This is a genomic window from Bacteroides togonis, assembly GCF_900130135.1.
In the GTDB taxonomy this organism is placed as follows: Bacteria; Bacteroidota; Bacteroidia; order Bacteroidales; family Bacteroidaceae; genus Bacteroides; species Bacteroides pullorum.
This window is the reverse complement of record NZ_LT670820.1, coordinates 2,484,516-2,499,918: the sequence shown is the minus strand read 5'-3', so window position 1 is coordinate 2,499,918 and position 15,403 is coordinate 2,484,516. Positions and strand designations below refer to the sequence as shown.

Annotated in this window: 9 protein-coding genes; 3 read left to right on the top strand and 6 right to left on the bottom strand. The window is 47.6% G+C overall.

Features of this window, described 5'->3' with window-relative positions:
• Nucleotide 1 precedes the first annotated feature (1 nt).
• From BQ8005_RS10710 to BQ8005_RS10700, 3 genes are read left to right on the top strand one after another with little or no spacing between them, the layout of a single operon-like run.
• Complete coding sequence (locus tag BQ8005_RS10710; protein WP_075318030.1) at nucleotides 2-2,314, top strand: GH92 family glycosyl hydrolase; 2,313 nt, start codon at nucleotides 2-4, stop codon at nucleotides 2,312-2,314.
• A 34-nt stretch (nucleotides 2,315-2,348) separates the two neighbouring features.
• A complete protein-coding gene (locus tag BQ8005_RS10705; RefSeq protein WP_075318029.1) occupies nucleotides 2,349-3,758 on the top strand; it encodes a glycoside hydrolase family 28 protein in 1,410 nt (469 codons plus the stop codon).
• 25 nt (nucleotides 3,759-3,783) lie between these two features.
• Complete coding sequence (locus BQ8005_RS10700) at nucleotides 3,784-5,046, top strand: histidine-type phosphatase (RefSeq protein ID WP_075318028.1); 1,263 nt, start codon at nucleotides 3,784-3,786, stop codon at nucleotides 5,044-5,046.
• A 5-nt stretch (nucleotides 5,047-5,051) separates the two neighbouring features.
• Here BQ8005_RS10700 and BQ8005_RS10695 read toward each other — a convergent pair whose 3' ends face one another.
• From BQ8005_RS10695 to radC, 6 genes are all read right to left on the bottom strand, one after another.
• Nucleotides 5,052-5,594 (bottom strand): hypothetical protein, encoded by a 543-nt coding sequence (locus BQ8005_RS10695; protein ID WP_234984033.1) that lies wholly within the window; start codon nucleotides 5,592-5,594, stop codon nucleotides 5,052-5,054.
• A gap of 4 nt (nucleotides 5,595-5,598) precedes the next feature.
• The gene (locus BQ8005_RS10690; RefSeq protein ID WP_083610550.1) at nucleotides 5,599-7,905 is read right to left on the bottom strand and encodes a GH92 family glycosyl hydrolase; all 2,307 of its coding nucleotides are present in this window, start codon (nucleotides 7,903-7,905) and stop codon (nucleotides 5,599-5,601) included.
• A gap of 447 nt (nucleotides 7,906-8,352) precedes the next feature.
• Complete coding sequence (locus BQ8005_RS10685; protein ID WP_075318026.1) at nucleotides 8,353-9,960, bottom strand: RagB/SusD family nutrient uptake outer membrane protein; 1,608 nt, start codon at nucleotides 9,958-9,960, stop codon at nucleotides 8,353-8,355.
• Between the two features lie 22 nt (nucleotides 9,961-9,982).
• Nucleotides 9,983-12,976, bottom strand: coding sequence for a SusC/RagA family TonB-linked outer membrane protein (locus BQ8005_RS10680; protein WP_075318025.1), 2,994 nt, complete (start codon nucleotides 12,974-12,976; stop codon nucleotides 9,983-9,985).
• A 542-nt stretch (nucleotides 12,977-13,518) separates the two neighbouring features.
• Nucleotides 13,519-14,424 (bottom strand): IS982 family transposase, encoded by a 906-nt coding sequence (locus BQ8005_RS10675; protein ID WP_075318024.1) that lies wholly within the window; start codon nucleotides 14,422-14,424, stop codon nucleotides 13,519-13,521.
• Between the two features lie 291 nt (nucleotides 14,425-14,715).
• On the bottom strand, nucleotides 14,716-15,402 hold the full coding sequence (gene radC / locus BQ8005_RS10670; protein ID WP_075319140.1) for a RadC family protein: 687 nt from the start codon (nucleotides 15,400-15,402) through the stop codon (nucleotides 14,716-14,718).
• Nucleotide 15,403: the final 1 nt, after the last annotated feature.

The following is a 15,403-nucleotide window of genomic DNA, read 5'->3' as shown; positions in this document are numbered from 1 at the left end:
AATGTCTGTGATTGCAGCAATAGGGTTGTTCGTGTTCTGTCTGTGCTTCCATGCTGGTTGTACTGATGTTCCTGTTGGAACATCGTATCTGTCATACGTGGATACACGAGTGGGAACAGCTGCCAGTACAACAAGGACAGCTGGTATGTTCGGCAAGAATACCGAAGAATACGGACAGACTTTACCTGCTGTTCTCGAGCCTAACGGCATGAATTTTTGGACACCTCAGACCCGCGATTCCGAAAAGAAATGTATCGCTCCCTATTATTATCGTGACAGTCTTTTTCAGGGGTTTCGCAATTCCCATTGGATTGTGGGCGGTTGCACGCAGGACTATGGTTCTATGACATTGATGCCGTTGTATGGCACTTTGCGTTGTCAGGCTGAGGCTCGTGCTACACGTTTTTCCCATGCTGATGAAGTGGCTACGCCTGCCTATTATGCTGTTACTTTGCCTGATGAAGATATTCTAGCAGAACTGACGGCCCGTTCGCGTACGGCCATTTTTCGTTTTACCTATCAGAAGGCAGGTAAAGCCTATCTGGTGGTCACCCCTAACAGTGATGAAGGTCTAGGTTCCGTGCATATCGATACGGTGAATGGCCGTATTTATGGTTGTAACCCCGTGCATCGCATTTATCAAGGTTGGGGAGAACCGGCTGGATTCAGTGGTCATTTTGTGGTTGAACTTCAGAAAAAGATAAGCGGTTATGGAACCTTTGCGACAGATTCATTGTTTGATGCTTCTTTGGAATTGAATGGGCGTCAGGGAGTGGGAGCTTATTTGGCTTTCGAGGTGAAAGCAGGAGAAGAGGTGTTGGTGAAGGCTGCTTCGTCTTTTGTGGACGAGAACGGTGCGGAACAGAATTTGCAGGCAGAAATACCCCATTGGAACTTTGAACAGGTGTGCTGTGAATTGACGGATATTTGGGAGCGGCGTTTTAATCTCGTTCAGGTGGAGACTGATAACGAAGAAGCATTAGCCAAGTTCTACGGAGCTTTTTATCGGGCTAGCTTCCTGCCACGTACGTTTAACGATGTGGACGGTCGCTATCCAGCTTTCGCAACCGGAACTCCAATAATGCAGACAAAAAAGGGACAGACTTATTACGATGACTACAGCCTGTGGGATACGTATCGGGCCTTGCATCCACTGGTCAATCTGATTACTCCTCAGAAGGGAGGTGAGATGATGCAATCGTTGGTCTGCAAGTATGAGCAAGGTGGCTGGATGCCCATTTTCCCCTGTTGGAACAGTTATACATCAGCCATGATTGGTGACCATGTGGCGTCGGTAGTAGCCGACGCATGGAGCAAGGGGATACGGAACTTTGATATCAATAAAGCATACGAGGGACTACGGAAGAATGCGTTTGAATGTCCTGCCTCTTTGGAAGAATATCGTAATGGGATGGGACGGCGTGCGCTCGACTCTTATTTAAAGTTTGGCTATATTCCTTTGGAAGACAGTGTGCCTGATGCGTTCCATACCTGCGAGCAGGTATCGCGCACCTTGGAGTATGCTTATGATGATTTTGCGTTGGCACAAATTGCTGCTGCTTTAGGGAAGGAGGATGACTATAATGCTTTGGTGGAGCGTGCCCGTAATTATCGTCACGTCATTGATCCCCGTACCGGTTATGTCCAAGGACGCCGGGCTGACGGTATTTTCCTGGATGAGAACAATGCATTCCGTTTTACACGCTTTATTACCGAAGGTGCTCCTTGTCATTATACGTGGTATGTGCCTCAAGATCCATACGGCCTAATGGAAAAAATGGGAGGTAAGGATTGTTATGTTGCCAAACTTGATTCAATGTTTTCTGAGGGCCGTTATTGGCATGGTAATGAACCTTGCCATCAGGTAGCTTTCATGTTTAATTATGCTGGGCAACCATGGAAAACACAACAGGTTGTCCGCCATATTATGGATACGGAATATCATAATACCCCTGGTGGATTGGCCGGAAACGATGATGCAGGACAAATGTCGGCTTGGTATATGTTTGCAGCTATGGGTTTCTATCCTGTTTGTCCGGGTACGCCCTATTATATGTTGGCGAGTCCTTCTTTTCCGTCCATTACGCTCTGTCCGGAAGGAGGCCGGCCGTTTACTATTCAGGCTAGAGGGACTTCGGAGCAGAATATTTATATCCAGCGTGCTACATTGAACGGACAGCCTTATCTCAAAAACTACCTGGATCATGCCGACATTGTGAAAGGTGGCACGTTGGAACTGGAGATGGGGCCTGAACCCAATCGGGAGTGGGGTAGTTTGCCGAAGGATTGTCCACCAGAAGTAATAAGAAGGTAATTGAAAAGATTGGTCATTAATCATTATCATAGATATGAGAATTAAATACATCTTTTTCGTTTTCAGTTGTTTATTGTTAGCTGCCTGTGGAGGACAGAAGCAGACAGGCAATGTATTCAATATTATGGACTTTGGTGCAGTGGGCGACGGGCAGACTGATGATGCGATTGCTATTCAAGCTGCTATTGACGCCTGTGCACAGGCTGGTGGCGGACAGGTGCTGGTGCCTGCCGGGCATACTTTTTTGTGTAGTCCCTTCAAACTGGCATCGTTTGTGGAACTGCACTTGGAAGCCAATTCACGCCTGTTGGCCAACCCCGATGAGTCTGTCTATACAGAAAGTGCTTTTCGCGAGAACCGTGGAGAAGGTATGATGTGGATTAGTGGAAAGAATCTGGAGCAGGTTTCTATTACTGGGATGGGAACCATCGACGGTAATGGTGTAGCTTTTATGGGTAAGGAATTGGAAGATTCGTATGAACTGAAGCCGGTGACAGACTTCGATCCACGTCCTCATGTGTTGACGCTGGAAGCCATCGACCGACTGGTTATCCGTGATATTACTCTTTGCAACAGTCCCTATTGGACTGTGCATCTTATCGGATGTAAGGATGCAGTGATAGAGGGTATTAGTATCCGTAATAACCTGAAGATACGTAACGGTGACGGTATTGATGTGGATCACTCGCGGCATGTCCGCATAGCCAACTGCTACATCGAGTCGGGCGACGATTGTATCTGCCTGAAAAACCGTCGTGAGTTTGAGGAATACGGCTCTTGTGAAGATGTAGTGGTGACCAACTGTACGATGGTTTCCCGCTCTTGTGCCATCAAGATCGGTTCTGAGAATATGGATGTTATCAATAATGTTTTATTTAATAATTGCATCATTCGTGATAGTAACCGTGGCATTGGCATTCAGAATCGTGATGAAGGTACTGTAACGAATGTTGTGTTTGACAATATGATTGTAGATTGTCGTCTATGGTCAGATGTGTGGTGGGGAAAGGCTGAGCCAATTTATGTCACTTCTTATCCTCGTGCCGTGGGCAACCATAAGGATGCCGGCTGGCGTTTTCCAAAAGGAGCTACTGAAGGACGGTGTGGTGAAGTGAGCCGCATCTGGTTTTCCAATGTGAAATGCATCAGTGAAAATGGTGTGTTTGTCGGTGGTGATGTGCCCGGTAAGGTGAACCATATTTATTTTGACGATATTGATATTCAATTGTTAAAACGAACGGATTATCCGGGAGGTGTATACGACAAACGACCTTGTGTGGGTGAAGGTTTTGTGAACGACAAGGTTTATGGCTTCTATATTGATACGGCCAGTGATATTTATATCAATAATCCTCGCCTGAAGTGGGGAGACACCCGTCCTGTGGCGGCTTCCGGGGAGCTGCTGAAGCAGAAGGCTTCGACAAACGTCGTTGTGGCCCGATAAAATATACTTTAATTTCTGATATGTTATGAACAGAATAGTTGTCTTACTATATGTATGCGTGTGTGCAGTGGGGATGGCCACTGCACAACTAAGGCCCACCAACGAAGAACTGGGGAGTATTTATTTTGCCTATCCGACACCGGCTGTTGTTCAGACTCCGCCTCCTGCTGGTTTTGAGGCATTTTACATCTCGCACTACGGGCGACATGGTTCCCGTTGGCGTACCGATGATGTGCATTACAAGCGTGTGGTCGATGTGTTCGATTCACTGGCTACCGTGCATGCACTTACGACGTTGGGCGAGGATGTACGTGGCCGTTTGCATCGCGTGTGGGAAGATGCCCGTGGGCGTAGCGGCAATATTACGCCGTTAGGCGAACGTCAGCATCACGATATTGCCTACCGTATGTTTACATCATTTCCGTCGGTATTTGCCGACAGTGCAGTGGTCGATGCCCGCTCGTCCACGTCGTTGCGTTGCGCCATGAGCATGAGCTATTTCACCGAGGCTTTGAAGGAGCAGAATCCCCGCTTGTGTGTCAGTCGCAGGGCTTATCAGTGCTACATGGACTACATCGCCCATACCTCGCCCGAGGCCGAGGCTTTCTGTTCCGATACGGTGGCGTGGCGTGCCGACTTCCGCCGTTTCGAGCGGGAGCAGATACAACCGGAACGTTTTGTGAAGGCTCTGGTCACTTTGCCCGTCCGCATGTCCTATGAGCAGGAACGGAAGCTGATGGAGGATATCTATTGGATTGCCATCGACATGCAGAATTGCGACCATTTGAAGGGTGTCGCCTTCTTCGACCTTTTTACCTACGACGAGCTAATGGCCCTGTGGAAAGTGGTAAACGCCCGTATGTACGTGTGTAATGCCGCCGCTCCGCTCAATGGAGGGCTGATGCCTCGCCAGGCTACAGCTTTGCTACGTAACATTGTGGAGAGTGCCGACAAGGCCATTGCTGCTGGAAGGCCTTGCGCTGACCTTCGCTTTGGGCATGATACTCACCTTATTCGTTTACTTGCCCTGATGGGTATAGAAGGATGCAACGGGCGTGAAGCAGATATTGAGAAATTCCACTTGGCTTGGCAGGACTACCGCGTCTCGCCGATGGCAGCCAACCTGCAACTCATATTCTTCCGCAATGCCGGGGGGCAAATATTGGTGAAGTTGCTCCACAACGAACACGAAGTACGTCTCACCGGTCTTGCCCCTGCCTCCGGTCCTTACTATCGTTGGGCGGATTTGCGACGGCATCTTTGGGGGTTGCTCGATGAAGCTGATTGAGAGGCTTATTTCCTAATCTCCTCTGCTGTCCAGTTTATTTCCAGTGGATTGTCTTTCATCCGCCATACTAGCGGTAGAGTCGGATGGTCCAGTATCCACATTTCTTCATTCTCGACCGTGTCCTTGACGTGCAGTAGCGGCAGGCCCAGGGCGCGGTCGTCTGTATCCAGTAGACGGTACGTCGTCCGGTTATAGTCCATTTCTCCCGTCGTTTTCAGCGTGCGGTATGCCTTGCGTCCTATCATGTACACCGTTTCCCCGGCAGGCAGTGTCACATGGTTCTTGTCCTCCGGCTGCAGAAAACTAAGTGACGAGCCGTTTTCTACGTTTTCCGGCATCATGGTGTAAGTCCCCGACAGCCATTTCAGCTTGCGTTCGATGCCCCAGATGAGGCTTACGGTGTCATTCTTTTCTTCGAAGCTCATCTCAAAGCGCCGCGTCTGCCCGTGCAGCTTAAAGACGAACAGCAATGTGTCCGGTATCACCTGTGCCCCTGCGGCGAGGGACATCCACAGTAAAGTCAGTAGAGTAAGAAGTTTGGTTTTCATAATGTTATTTCTCTTCCTTGAACATACGTTTTCCCCACTCGCCCGGTTTGTCGCCCATCTTCAGTATTAGTGTACCACCCTCCATGAGTGTGGCGTGGCGCAGGGCTGAGTAGGGGTAATTCTTGCCGTTTAGTGTGGCCGATATGATGTGACGATTCCGCTCTGACAGTCCTTCGGCCATGATGCGGAATTGGCGACCGTTCGCCAGATGGAACGTTACCTCCCGCAGCATCGGTGCGTGGATGAGGTAATAGTCCTGCCCTCCGTTAGGATAGAGCGGCATCATGTGGAACGCCAGCCACGACGACATTGCTCCCGCATCGTCCCTGCCTGGCAGACCGTCTGCTTTTGCACTGAAGTGCTGCCCTACGATTTCACGCACCCGATCCGCACTGCGGTCGGGTTTCCCTATCCAGTGATACAGATACGGCGTGAGGAAGGCCGGTTCGTTGTTCACATTGTAATAGCCGTGATCGAAAAATGTGTCCAGCCTTCGTTCGAAAGCCTCGGCTCCTCCACACATCGCTATCAGCCCCGGTACGTCGTGGGGCACGCTTAGCGAGTATTCCCACGACGAACCCTCGTAGAAGAATGTATTCCACCATGGCGTGTACCACGGCCCTTCTGACGTCACGGGCGTGTAGACATACTTCGGCTTGCGCAGTCGGCTGTGTCCATAGGTCAGGCTATCCAGCCAGTTGCCCTGTGCGTCGCGCGGCATAATGAAGCCCCGTGCACCGTCGTGCTCATAGTCAGAGCGCCAAAGATTTTTCCAGCTTTCGCTTTGTTTCAAGTACTGTTTTGCCAGATCCTTCTTACCCATACCTTTCGCTACCTGATAGATGGCATAGTCACAGTAGCTGTATTCTACCGTGCGGTTACCCGCACGTGGAATGCCCCAAGGCACATAGCCCAAGTGTAGATATTCGTCCAGTCCGCCCCGGCCTTCCGCCTCGTGGTGTCCGCCTGGATCCACGGTGGCGTCTTTCAGCATCGCCTCCAGCGCCAGGTCCCAGTCGATACCCTGTAAGCCCTTCACGTAGGCGTCCGCTATCATCACTTCTGCGTTCGAGCCCCCCTGCGTGCGTCCGTTACAGTTACCGCTACGTGCGTCAGGCAGGTATCCGTCTCGTTTGTAGATATATAGTAGTGACTGCACTAAGTCTGCCTCGCGCTTCGGATCCATCAATGTAAGTAGTGGTGTGCTTGTGCGGTATGTGTCCCAGATGGCATAATAATCATCGTAGTAAGGTTGCGGGTCATTCCATAACGGATTTTCTCCCGTTCGGTCCGCCGGCATCATCAGGGCATGGTAGATGGCCGTGTAAAACATACGTTTTTGTTCCTCCGGTGTGTCGTTTGCTATCGAGATGCGTCCCAGCAACTCCTCCCATGTGTTCAGCAGCCGTCGATACACCTTCTCCATGGACCACTCCGGCAAGTCATGGTGTGCGTTGTGGCGTGCCCGTCCCGTGCTCAGGAACGAGATGCCCACCCTTAGATGCACTTGATTTTCTTCCCCGCCGAACCGTAGCAGCGCACCCGTCTTCTGATAAGAATCATATTGTCGTTTCTGGTCCGGGCAGATGCTGTCGCCCTTCCAGGTTGCCGTTTCGATGAAGGGGCGGTCAGTCTGTGCGTAGAAATACACTGTGTACGCTCTTCCGTTGTTCCATCCACCCCGTATGCGAGTGTATCCCTCCACTTCCGTGTCGCTGACGATGTTCACTTCCGATCCCACAAACTGTTGCGCCTCGCGAGCGTCCGGTACCGGGTTTTCGCCGAGGAAAAATCCTGCGTCGATGGCCAGTCCTTTCAGAGAGTCTGTAGGATAGGTGAAGCGATACAATGCGGCTCGTTCAGCTGTGGTAATCTCCGTTCGGATGCCGTTTTCGCGGTATGTCGTGCGGTAATATCCCAGTGAGAAGTCTTCTTCCGCGCGGTGGTAGTAATGGTTAATCTGGTTCATGCCGTTGCAGAAAGGTTGCACCAGAACGTTGCCATACTTCTGTCCGCCTCCCGTCCCGCTGATGTGGGTCTGTGCGAAGCCGTCCACTCGTGTGGGCATGGGATCCCATCCGTTGTTGGGTGCGGGCGTACAGTCCGGTGAAGGTTTCACCATGCCGAACGGATAGGTCGGACCGATGAACACACGTCCCAGCCCTTCGCTTCCGATGCGTAGGTCTACATATTGCGTCAACGGGAACTCGTCGGCAATTCGGTCGGGCAGTCCCTCAGCGTGGGCGGCGTGTGACGTTCCTGCCAGGATGACTGTCCATGCTGTATAAAGGAATGATTTGATTTTTCGCATGCTTGTTATTTTATAGGGTAGTGAAGGTATCATCTGATTGCAAAATTAATAAAAGGCTGCGGAAACGCAAGTGACGGCGACATGTCTTTTTGAATAAATATCCGCAAGAAGCCGATGCCTGCCCTCTGTCCAGCCTGTTCACACCCAGCGTTCCATAAGGTGTGAAGCCTTCACATCTCTTCACGCTTTTAGTGTGAAAGCGTCACATCCGTACTGTGAAGGTGTCACATCCATACTGTGAAAGAAAGAAGAAGCGGACAAGGAGGGAAAAGGGTATTTCGCCACACTTGCCTCCTCCGTACATTGGCGTGGTAATTCATGTAAGAAAAAGCCTTGCACGCCTCCTGCGGAATGGCATTACCGCAGGTCTTGTGCAAGGCCTACATTTTTAAAACTCTAAATAAAACAATCGCTTGCTTTTACCTTAAAAATGTTTCTGTGTGTTTATTAGTATCCGGCGTTCTGGCTCCAGTTCGTGTTGGTATTCATCACACCTGTCGGTATCGGGAAGATACGACGGAACAATTCGGTTTTAGCAGCCGGATTGATGACATGCTTCAAACCCCAATCGTCTTCAAATTTACCGAAACGGATTAAGTCGTTGCGACGCCAGTTTTCGTCGAAGAACTCACGACCACGTTCGTCCAAGATATCATCCAGTGTGGGTTCGCCTTCAAACTGAGGCGCATGTACATAGGAACGTATCTGATTCAACAAGGAAGCCGGTGTGTCACCATTGGTTGCCGAACCGCCACGCAGGATGGCTTCTGCTTTCGTCAGGATAATATCGGCATAACGGAAGATGGGCACATCGTTGCTCTGGTTACGACCATTTACATAATCGTCATAAGTCGGGAACCATTTTACCGATTTGTAGCCTTGCGACCAACCGTTAACATCCTTACCCGTATTGATTTCCTCAGGAACACTACCCGACTTCAATGTGATTTCTTTGGTGAACACGAGTTGCTGTCCTTCATAAATAACCGGATCAGTTGTTAAATTACGGTTGCTGTCAAAGTAATAAATAGGACCACCCACAATGGATTGGTTACGTTCGTCGCCCGGCAGAGAAAGCAGGTCTACCATTTCCGGATTCACTGCAAAATTACCACCAACCGAAGCGCTCAACTTAAAACCATACATCGAAACATCAAGCGAGTTCATTTGGCGCCAGGTACGGAAGCGGGCGTATGTCATACCTTGGGCAGTAATACGGTCATAAGGCATTGCATAGATGAAGTCCTTGATATGAGCGCCATTTTCCGGCCAGAACTTTTCACGATAGCTGTCGCTCAGGTCAAATAATCCGGAAGCCATGATTTCATCGCAGATGGCGATACAATCATTCAGTTTTGGATTAGCGGTCGAGGGGGTATAAGTTGTCACATCCTCGCAAGAATAAACTCCCCAATTGAGGTACAACTTGGCAAGAAGAGCTTTCGCCATCCAGTAATTTGGCTTTCCATAGGTCACCGAGTTGGATTCTTGGGACAAATTGGGAAGCGCTTTCAGCAAGTCTGCTTCGATGAAAGCTGCGACTTCAGGACGCGGTGAACGGGCAATAACCTCGTCTTCTTCAGCCAAATGGTCAAGGATAGGCGTAGCACCGTAGCAGTCCATCAGAATGAATGTATAGAATGCACGCATGGTCAATGCCGGCGCAGCCAAGGGTTCGTCCTCACCACCGAATTCCAAGATCGCTTTATTACAGTTGGTGATACCCGAAGTCAAGTCACCATACCAACCAATAGTAGGATCATCAGGCGTCAACATGTGAAGTGTAGGATGGGAATTCTCACCGGAGTTGTAATAGTCTCCATCAAAAGAAATACCGGTAAACTCATCGCTGGAGAATGATACGGCTTCGTTGTAGCGGCGTCCTAATGCCCCGCGGAATGCATAGTAAACATTCGCCATTTTGGCTTCAATGGCAATTTCCGAATCCGGATATTCTGTATATTGAGATGTGATGTCCACATCAAGATCCGTACAGCCGGTAGCAGCCATGGCCAATAATCCGGCAGATATAAATAATTTAGATATCTTTTTCATATTGTTCCAGTTAATCAGTTAATTAGAAATTCACATTCAGCCCCAGCATAAATGTACGGGTGCGTGGGTAGAAAGAATTACGCCAATCGATACCCGGTTCCACCCCACCCAGACTTACTTCAGGGTCTGTGCCGGAGTAGCCTGTTATCGTGAATACGTTGTTGCAAGTAGCGGTCAGCTTCAGGTTATTAATCCAATTGCCGATTTTCCCGAAATCGTAGCTCAGGCTTAATGTCGACAGACGCAGGTAGCTACCGTCCTCGATGTAACGGTCAGACGGTGCCTGTGCGTTGACATCGTTAGGCTTGTTCAGTTCGATGATTTCTTTCAATCCGTTTTTACCTACGCCCAAGTTGGTCACGTTATTATATTGGGCACGCGGCAAGTTCATGATTTTATTACCGAAAGTTCCTTGGAAGAAAGCAGTCAATGTCCAGTTCTTGTAGTTCAAAGTGTTGTTCCACCCTAAATTCAGTTTAGGCTGTGCAGAACCTTCTATTTTCACACGGTCTTGCTCACCCGGATTGGTGGTTGTTCCGATGTAGTTCCCTTCTTCATCGTAGTGAGAGAAGATAGACACCCCGTCTTCATTATAACCTTCCCAATGATAAGTGTAGAACGTACCGATGGGCTCGCCCTCCATGATGCGCTGGATTGAATTCGTCTGCGCGAAACCTCCGATGTTCGGTTTGGCTCTGTTGATATACGGCACTGAATAAGTGTCATTGGAAATCTTTTCAACCTCATTCTTGTTGTGCGACAAGTTCAAGGTAGTGCTCCACTGGAAATTCTTGGTTTGAACCGGAATGGCGTTGATGCTGATTTCAACACCTTTGTTGGAAATGTCGCCTACGTTGGCCCACATGGTTCCGTATTGGTATCTGTTGGTGGAAACCTGATAGTCAAGAATTAGGTCAGACGTTTGTTTACTGTAATACTCAATGGTTGCTCCCAAACGGCCACCCAATACAGAGAAATCCAAACCGATGTTGAACATGCCGGTGCTTTCCCACTTTAAATCGGGATTATTGTTTCTCAAGGCACCGATGGTGCGGTATTCGGTTCCATCCGTATAGGTAAACCATCCTGTCCCTCCATACACCATTATTGGAAGATAAGGATCAAATCCCAAAGAGTTACCGCTGACACCGTAGCCTACACGAAGTTTCAAGTCATCGAATCCCCAGTTTTCTGCAAAATCTTCTTCCGAAATGCGCCAGGCAGCCGATACAGAGGGGAAAGTTGCCCAACGGTTGTTTTCACCGAACGCGGAAGAACCGTCACGACGAACCGTAGCCTGCAACAGATACTTGCTATTGTAGCTGTAGTTCACACGTCCATAGAAGGATATCATGCGCAGTGTATTTTCTGCCGAAGACCAGATTCCGTTGATGCCGTCCATCTTATTGGCCAATCCCAAGTTTTTATAACCGGTTGCATCGCTATAGAAATCATATACGGTAAGACCATATCCGTCTGCTTTAGTCGTTTCTTCCCAAGAATAACCCAGCATAATTCCCAATTTGTGCGCCTCGTTGAACGTTTTGTCATAGTTCAAGTAAGTTTCAAATACCTTTCTGTAATCCTGAGTGGTACGGCGGTGAGCCTGTCCGTTATCTTTCACCGTAGTCAGCTGTGATTTGGAAGAATGATATTCGTCCCACAAGAATTGTTCATTCTGGTAGGAAAGCATGGCATCCCATTTCAGTCCCTCGATAATATCCAAAGATGCTTTGGCCGTTCCCTGTATCTTCTTTGTCGTGTGATCATAGGTATCTTCATTGATCAACGACAACGGGTTGTAGTTTTGCGATACTCCTTCATACAACGTCCAATTGCCATTTTCATCATATACAGGAACCAGCGGCGAATAATAGTTCATGGCATCGTAAACACTGGTGTTGTCCGAACCGGTTTCAACAGAATGATTGTTTGTGACACTTGCATTTACATTTATGGATAATGTCAAGCGATCATTCAATGCTTTCGTTTGTAAAAATGCACGTCCAATCAGACGATCCATGTCAGTCCCCCTGATAACACCCTGTTTTTCTATGTAGTTGATGCTTGCGTTGTACTGCGTACGGTCCGTTCCACCGCTAATAGATACATTGTGGTTGTGGGTGAAAGCGGTACGCTGTACCTCCTTCTGCCAATCGGTACTTGCACCGAAGTCATTGCCAATGGTCAGGTTGTGCTGTTGTGCATAAGCACGCAAGTCTGCAGCTGTCATCATGTCCAGGTTCTTCATCACGTTGTCGATAGCTACATAAGCATTGTAGTTAACGGTAGCTTTTCCTGATTTACCTTTCTTTGTTGTGATGATAATCACACCATTAGCGGCTTTCGAACCATAAATGGCCGTTGCTGTTGCATCACGTAATACGTCAATACTCTCAATGTCTTCAGGAGCGACCAAGGCCAAAGACACGCCAGGTACCCCATCCACTACATAATAGGGTTCCATAGCTTCACCGCCACGCAGAGAAGAAGCGCCACGCAACTGTATGGAAGATGTTCCGCCATTCGGGTCGCTACTCTGCGTAATGGTCAGCCCCGGTACTTTACCTTGCAGCATCTGGGCGGGATCGGTATAAGTACCGATATTCATTTTATCGGATTTGATGGTTGTGATAGAGCTGGTCACATCCTTGCGTTGCATGCTACCGTAACCGATAACGACCACTTCTTCCAATGCCTGGGCATCTTCAGCCATCACTACATCGATGACGTTGCGGTCTACTTTAATATCTTGAGTCACGAAACCGATGTAGGAGAATTGCAGGGTTTTGCCCTTCTCTACATTGATGGAGTACTTACCGTCCACGTCGGTAATGTTGCCGTTGGTGGTACCTACTTCCAGCACGTTGACGCCCGGAAGCGGCATACCGGTCTTGTCTGTTACTGTACCGGTCACTCGGTTTTGCGCAAATGCTAAGGTACTGCTTAGCAGGAACATCACAAAGATTACACTTTGTCGTAATGTCCACTTCTTTTTTAATTGTACATTCAGCATAAAATTAGATTTTTAGTTTGGTGAATTATTATTTGTCTGTACACTATATTTATAATGTTTTTAATGTTAGATTTTCGGTGCAAAGGTACTTGGCATGTGTTACATTAGTGTGACAGAAAGGTTACAAGTATTTTGTAATCTTTTGGCAATCAGATTGTTATATGGAAATAGACATTTCTCATTGCAATCTTCTTCAGACGGAATGATTTGCAAGGAGACTGGCAGGCATGGATATTCGTCAGTATGACCGAATATTCTTTTGCGGGTGTAGTTGTTCATACTTGTTTTCATAGACTTTTCAGGTTTTTGGCAAAACTACACTCTTTGTGAATATTGTGGGAGGAATTCTGTGCAAAACAGGTGGAATATAGTAAATATCTTTTTCTCCCAGGAGAACGTGAAAATATTAATTGTCTGAAATACACTTATTTGGCTTGAAACCAATTTGAGAAGGTAGAAAAAACATGTTTCATGGCTGTGAAGCTTTATCTTTCACCGTAATTTCCTTATTTGAGGTAGATTAACGTGAGTTCGAAATAGAATTAGAAGATAGACAGTTGTCCGTCATTGACAAAATTCACGTCAATGGCGGGTTTCTTCTCAAAAAAGCAATATGCCGCAATAGCCGACAAGGAATTTGCAATGAAGTTGTTAAAGGAACGATGTCTGGAATGTTCGATCTGTGCAATATTCTTCAGCTCGTCATTGACCGTTTCAATCAAGGCTCTTTTTCTGAGCAGGATCTTGTCGGAGATGCTCATCAGTGAGTTCTTCATATTGTTTTTAACTTTAGTGACAAGTTGTATGCCATTAAGGAAAAGGTTCTCAAACAGAGCCTGGCCAATATATCCCTTGTCTGCACACAATTTTCCTTTGATGTTTTCCAGGAACTTACCCTGTTTCAATGGTTCCCGGTCATCCACGTTTCCAGGCGTGAACATAAAATTGAGAATCTCACCCTTGTCATTGATTATCAGATGCAACTTGAATCCGAAGAACCAGCCCATGGAACATTTTCCACGCTCGGCAAGCCCTTCAAATGTCTTATGAATAAGGATTCTTTGGTTACGGCATACACGCAAGGGAGTGGAGTCAATAAAACTGATACCTGTACAGGCTCCCAACAGGACTTTCTTAATGAAAATAGTCAAGGGAAGCAGTACTTCCTTTTCCAGTTCCACGAAACGGTTATAGGATACCAAACGTGGGAAAAGGTGTTTCAGGTGTTTGCATACATATTCCTTATAGTAATGCTTAAAGTAGCGGAAACCACCGGAGTGGAACAGGATAAGAATAACCATAATCTCAGCATCACCCATGCGGTTGGGCTTGTTGCGATGGTTCTGTTTCTTGTCTTCTATCATATATTTTTCCTGTTGCAACGCAAATTCCTTGCAAAAATCATCGGCCATACAATAAATCTCTGTAACTTTAGACTCTGGAAACATAGCGGTAATCGTTTAAATCTTATAATTCAGCACTATAAATTTAATACTTTTATCGCTATGTTCCTATTTACTAGTAGATTATAATTTGATCTTATATCGAACTCACGTTAGATTATGTGTAATGTGAAAGCGTGAAGTCATTTAGAAGCTATTTTGCGTTTTATTATGTTAGGTGACGGAAGAATTCATAACGCCTGCCGAATAAATTGATGTTTGGTGATTGTAAACATGAACTTGGTGAACGTAAACATGGACTTGGTGGTCGTAAAGAGGCACTTAACGTCGTTTGTATTATAAATGTCCTTCGTCGTTAAAGCTGAAATAATGTCCATCGGTTATGATGAGGTGGTCGATGAGTCGGATGTTCATAGTTTGTGCGGCACGTTGTACGACTTGTGTCAAGCGAAGGTCGTCATTGCTGGGACGTACGTTCCCTGAGGGATGATTGTGTATCAGTGCTATTTGTGTAGCTCGTTGGATGAGTGCTTCGCGTAAAATGGCACGGACATCGGCTGTGGTTTGGTCGATACCTCCGCGACTGATACGGATTTTGTCGATGACTTTGCCTGCTTGATTGAGTAACAATACCCAGAATTCTTCAGTCGGTAGGTCGCAAAGCAGGGGATGGAACAAATTATAAATGTCTGTTGACGCTTTGATACAGAGACGCTCTCCTTGTGCTTGCAGGTTGCGGCGCTTCCCTAGTTCGAGAGCGGCCATAACGGTGATACTTTTGGCCGGCCCCATGCCTTTGAAGCGGGCAAAGTCGCGTACTTCCCATTTGGCCAGCTGGTTCAGGTTGTTGTCGCAAGCCGAAAGGATACGTTGCATCAGGTTTACGGCACTTTCGTCCGTATTGCCGGAGCCGATCAGAATGCCTAGCAGTTCGGCGTCGGTCAGAGCTTCGGCTCCTTTTTGCATCATCTTTTCGCGAGGACGGTCGGATTCAGCCAGTTGTTTGATGGTGAGTTTATTCATG

Coding starts and splice junctions, on each gene's coding strand:
- BQ8005_RS10710 (WP_075318030.1), top strand. CDS start 2: ATGTCTGTGATTGCAGCAATAGGGTTGTTCGTGTTCTGTCTGTGCTTC.
- BQ8005_RS10705 (WP_075318029.1), top strand. CDS start 2,349: ATGAGAATTAAATACATCTTTTTCGTTTTCAGTTGTTTATTGTTAGCT.
- BQ8005_RS10700 (WP_075318028.1), top strand. CDS start 3,784: ATGAACAGAATAGTTGTCTTACTATATGTATGCGTGTGTGCAGTGGGG.
- BQ8005_RS10695 (WP_234984033.1), bottom strand. CDS start 5,594: ATGAAAACCAAACTTCTTACTCTACTGACTTTACTGTGGATGTCCCTC.
- BQ8005_RS10690 (WP_083610550.1), bottom strand. CDS start 7,905: ATGCGAAAAATCAAATCATTCCTTTATACAGCATGGACAGTCATCCTG.
- BQ8005_RS10685 (WP_075318026.1), bottom strand. CDS start 9,960: ATGAAAAAGATATCTAAATTATTTATATCTGCCGGATTATTGGCCATG.
- BQ8005_RS10680 (WP_075318025.1), bottom strand. CDS start 12,976: ATGCTGAATGTACAATTAAAAAAGAAGTGGACATTACGACAAAGTGTA.
- BQ8005_RS10675 (WP_075318024.1), bottom strand. CDS start 14,424: ATGTTTCCAGAGTCTAAAGTTACAGAGATTTATTGTATGGCCGATGAT.
- radC (WP_075319140.1), bottom strand. CDS start 15,402: ATGAATAAACTCACCATCAAACAACTGGCTGAATCCGACCGTCCTCGC.